Genomic DNA, 3,469 nt, shown 5'->3' with positions numbered 1-3,469 from the left:
TGTTTGTTCATATACAACACTGTCCACAATTGCTTTAAAAAAATAATCTTTCTCTTTGTTAGAGAGCTTATCTTTAATCTTGTCAAAATCAATTATACAACTAGCTGCCACATTTGGACAAGTGTAATAGTTTGGGAAGTTTTCTCTTACTGCGTAAAAAAATTCATATTCCTGTTTACTTTTAAATAATTCAATTGTATGATTTTCTTTTTGAATATTAGGGTTTATTGATACTTTCATTTTATCATCAGATGAATGTTTTAACTCTCTTGAATGTGTATTCTCATATTTTATAATTAATTCTTTTGCATAGTTTAAGTGTGTCCATTTGCATGCAATTTGATATGCTGATTTATTTTCTTCTAATGATTGTAAAATATCTAGATAGCTTATAACAAATTCTTCAAACTTTACATCAGGAATTGTATATGTTTGATTTCTATGCTGAATAAATCTATTATAAACTTTTTTTAAAACTACTGAACAATATAATTTGTCTTTTTCATTCTTTGCATAGTTTATTACTGCATCGATGAAATATTTGTCAAATACTTGTTTCATCATCACATTATCAATAATGCTCTGTCTATATTTACTTTCAAGGTTAAGTAATTGATCCCATTCAGATTTTTGTAACAATTCAAAAAGGTCTTCTGTTGTAAAATTCATTTATCTCTCTTTAATATAACTATTTATTCAATGAATATTATATACAAAAGAGCTTGATGTTTGCTAATTAAACAAACACGAAAAATGTTTATTTAAATGATTAAATCATTAAAAAAATGATAAGCTAAAAATAAAAAATCTGCATCGACATATAAATCTTGACGTATTGTCAAGAATAAAGTACAATAAACTTATGAGAATTATTTCCAATAAAACACTTAAGCAATTTTATGAAAATCCTTTATATAGTGATAGTAAGTCTTCACTACAGAGTTGGTATCAGGAGGCGTTAAAAGCTTCTTGGCAAACTCCAAATGAGGTAAAGGCTCAATATAAAAATGCAAGTATTATTGGAGATAGTAGAGTCGTGTTTAATATACATGGAAATAAATATAGATTGATTGTTAAGATAAATTATTATGCTTCAATCATATTTATAAGATTTGTCGGTACACATAAAGAGTATGACAAAATCAATGCAGTGGAGGTATAAGATGAATATAAAACCTATTAAAAACGAGCAAGATTATGAGAGTGCGCTTCAAAGAGTCGAGGTTCTTATGGATGCCGTGCCAGAAAGTGAAGAGTTTGATGAGCTTGAAGTGCTCACAACGCTTATTGAAGCTTATGAGACAAAGCATTACAAGATAGATGCACCTGATCCGATTTCAGCTATAAAATTTAGAATGGAGCAGGAAAATCTCAAGCAAAAAGATTTAGCCGCCGCACTCGGAGATGAGACAAGAGTTTCTAAGATTTTAAGCGGGCAAAGAGAGCTAACAGTGACAATGATAAGAAATCTGCATGAACAGTTTAAAATCCCTTTTGAAAGTTTGTTTGGGATAGGGAAGCTCTCTTATTAAGCAGTTTAATATCAGTCAAGTATAAAACGTAACTGGAAAAAAATAGTTCTCTAGCTCTTAACGCTCGCTTTAAGCAGAACTTTTAACTCCGCAATTTCTTCTCTAAGCAGTGAGAGTTCGCTGCTTGTGTGATTTTCGGCAACATGCACCTCCTCTACAATGTGCTCCTCCTCTTTTTTGTTTATAATCGACATCGCATCAACCACGATAGCAACGATGAGGTTAATCATAATAAAAGTTACGACAAAGATAAACGGAACAAAGAACATCCATGCCAGCGGGTAAACTTCCATGATTGGGCGTACGATTCCCATAGACCATGATTCTAGCGTCATAATTTGAAAAAGGGTGTAGAAAGATTCGCCGAGCGTTCCAAACCAATGGGGGAATTTCTCGGAGTAGAGCTGTGTTGCCATGATGGCAAAGATATAAAAGAAGAGACTCATAAGTGTTGCGATGGAGAGCATACCGGGTATAACGCTGATAAGTGCGGAGACTATCTTTCTCATCTGCGGTACGACTGTGACAAGCCTAAAGAGTCTTAGCACTCTTAAAACTCTCAGTATCTCAAAACCGGCACTTAGTGGAACAAGCGATATTGCCACAATGCTAAAGTCAAAAATGCTCCACGGGTCTTTGAAAAAAGAGAGCCTGTGAACATAGATGCGCATCGCAATCTCTATGGTAAAGATGGAGATAACAAGAGTGTTAAAAAGTGAAGTAACTCCGCCGAAATTTGCCATAAACCCTTTTGATGTCTCAAGCCCCATAGTTATACCGTTTAGGATGATAAGGTAGGTTATGAAGTTAACAAAGCTTTTGCTCTCTACAATCGTTTTGATTTTATTGTGCATTTGGTTCCTCTGAATTTTTTTGGAATTTTATCAACCTTTGAATAACACATGGCAGTTAATTTTATGTAGGTACAATTCGATTATGAAATATATACTACTTGTTTTTGCTCTTTTTTTTAGTGCATGCAGCATCAAGAATTATGAATATACGCAGACAAAAATCATCACTATAAAATCGCCAAAGATGAAGTTTTCAGACGTGGGTTATCTTAGAAACAGTGACAAATCCATAGAGCTTGAGCTCTTTATGGCGGGAAAAAGTATAGAGAAGATAACTCTAAACCATCTAGTCTGCACCAGTGAAGGGTGCATGAGCAAAAGCGGGTTTAACAAAGAGTATCTGAACTCTGCTTACCCCGATGATACCATGCAAAATATGCTGCTCTCACGCGCCATTTATGATGGCAAAAATCTAACAAAAACGGCAGACGGATTTGAGCAGCATATAAGAGATGAAGATGTAGATATAGTCTATAGAGTAAATTCAGATGCGGTATATTTTAAAGATAGAAAAAACGGCATAATTTTTAAGATAAAGGATTTAAATGAGTAAATTTGTAGGTGCACATGTAAGTGCAAGCGGAGGCGTTTTCAATGCGGTGGCAAATGCAGTGGCAATCGGAGCAAAAGCGTTCGCACTCTTTACAAAAAATCAGAGACAGTGGAACGGCAAAGAGCTTGATGGCGAAACGATAGAGAAGTTTAAAAAAGCTTTGCAAGAGAGCAGTATTTTGCCTCGTCATGTACTTCCGCATGACTCTTATCTTATAAATCTCGGTCACCCCGAAGCGGATAAAAGAGAAAAATCGATGGACGCTTTTTTGGATGAGGTTCAGAGATGTGAGCAGCTAGGACTTGACAGACTCAATTTTCATCCTGGGAGCCATCTTAAGCAGATAAGCGAAGATGAGTGTCTCGGCAAAATTGCAGATGCAATGAACAGAACTCTGGAGAAAACAAAAGGTGTAAGTTTGGTTCTTGAAAATACCGCGGGGCAGGGGAGCAATCTTGGCTTTAGGTTTGAGCATTTAGCACAGATTATTGACAGAGTAGAGGACAAAAGCCGTGTCGGAGTCTGCATAG

At 35.1% G+C, this 3,469-nt stretch carries 6 protein-coding genes; 4 read left to right on the top strand and 2 right to left on the bottom strand.

Features of this window, described 5'->3' with window-relative positions; genetic code table 11:
• Nucleotides 1–669, bottom strand: a 669-nt coding sequence (locus RQ763_RS10750) for a hypothetical protein (protein WP_314152961.1), incomplete at its 3' end; no start/stop codon positions are given.
• A gap of 193 nt (nucleotides 670–862) precedes the next feature.
• On the opposite strand from RQ763_RS10750, the gene RQ763_RS10745 reads away from it, so the two are divergent.
• Entirely contained in the window at nucleotides 863–1,162 is a 300-nt protein-coding gene (locus RQ763_RS10745; protein WP_314152960.1) for a type II toxin-antitoxin system HigB family toxin, read from the top strand.
• 1 nt (nucleotide 1,163) lies between these two features.
• Nucleotides 1,164–1,532, top strand: coding sequence for a type II toxin-antitoxin system HigA family antitoxin (locus RQ763_RS10740; protein ID WP_314152959.1), 369 nt, complete (start codon nucleotides 1,164–1,166; stop codon nucleotides 1,530–1,532).
• A 50-nt stretch (nucleotides 1,533–1,582) separates the two neighbouring features.
• Here RQ763_RS10740 and RQ763_RS10735 read toward each other — a convergent pair whose 3' ends face one another.
• Nucleotides 1,583–2,386 carry an ion transporter gene (locus RQ763_RS10735; RefSeq protein WP_314152957.1) on the bottom strand — a complete coding sequence of 268 codons (804 nt, stop codon included), beginning with the start codon at nucleotides 2,384–2,386 and terminating at the stop codon, nucleotides 1,583–1,585.
• Nucleotides 2,387–2,468: 82 nt separating this feature from the next.
• Between RQ763_RS10735 and RQ763_RS10730 the strand changes: the two genes are divergently transcribed.
• Together RQ763_RS10730 and RQ763_RS10725 are read left to right on the top strand one after the other, a co-directional pair.
• Complete coding sequence (locus RQ763_RS10730; protein WP_314152956.1) at nucleotides 2,469–2,939, top strand: hypothetical protein; 471 nt, start codon at nucleotides 2,469–2,471, stop codon at nucleotides 2,937–2,939.
• Nucleotides 2,932–3,469 (top strand): deoxyribonuclease IV (locus tag RQ763_RS10725; RefSeq protein WP_314152955.1); only part of this gene is annotated, 538 nt, incomplete at its 3' end. The genes RQ763_RS10730 and RQ763_RS10725, both read left to right, overlap by 8 nt.

It is taken from the genome of Sulfurimonas sp. (genome assembly GCF_032250635.1).
Lineage (GTDB): Bacteria > Campylobacterota > Campylobacteria > Campylobacterales > Sulfurimonadaceae > Sulfurimonas.
Note: the sequence above shows the minus strand (reverse complement) of the source record. Positions and strands in the feature narration are given on the sequence as shown.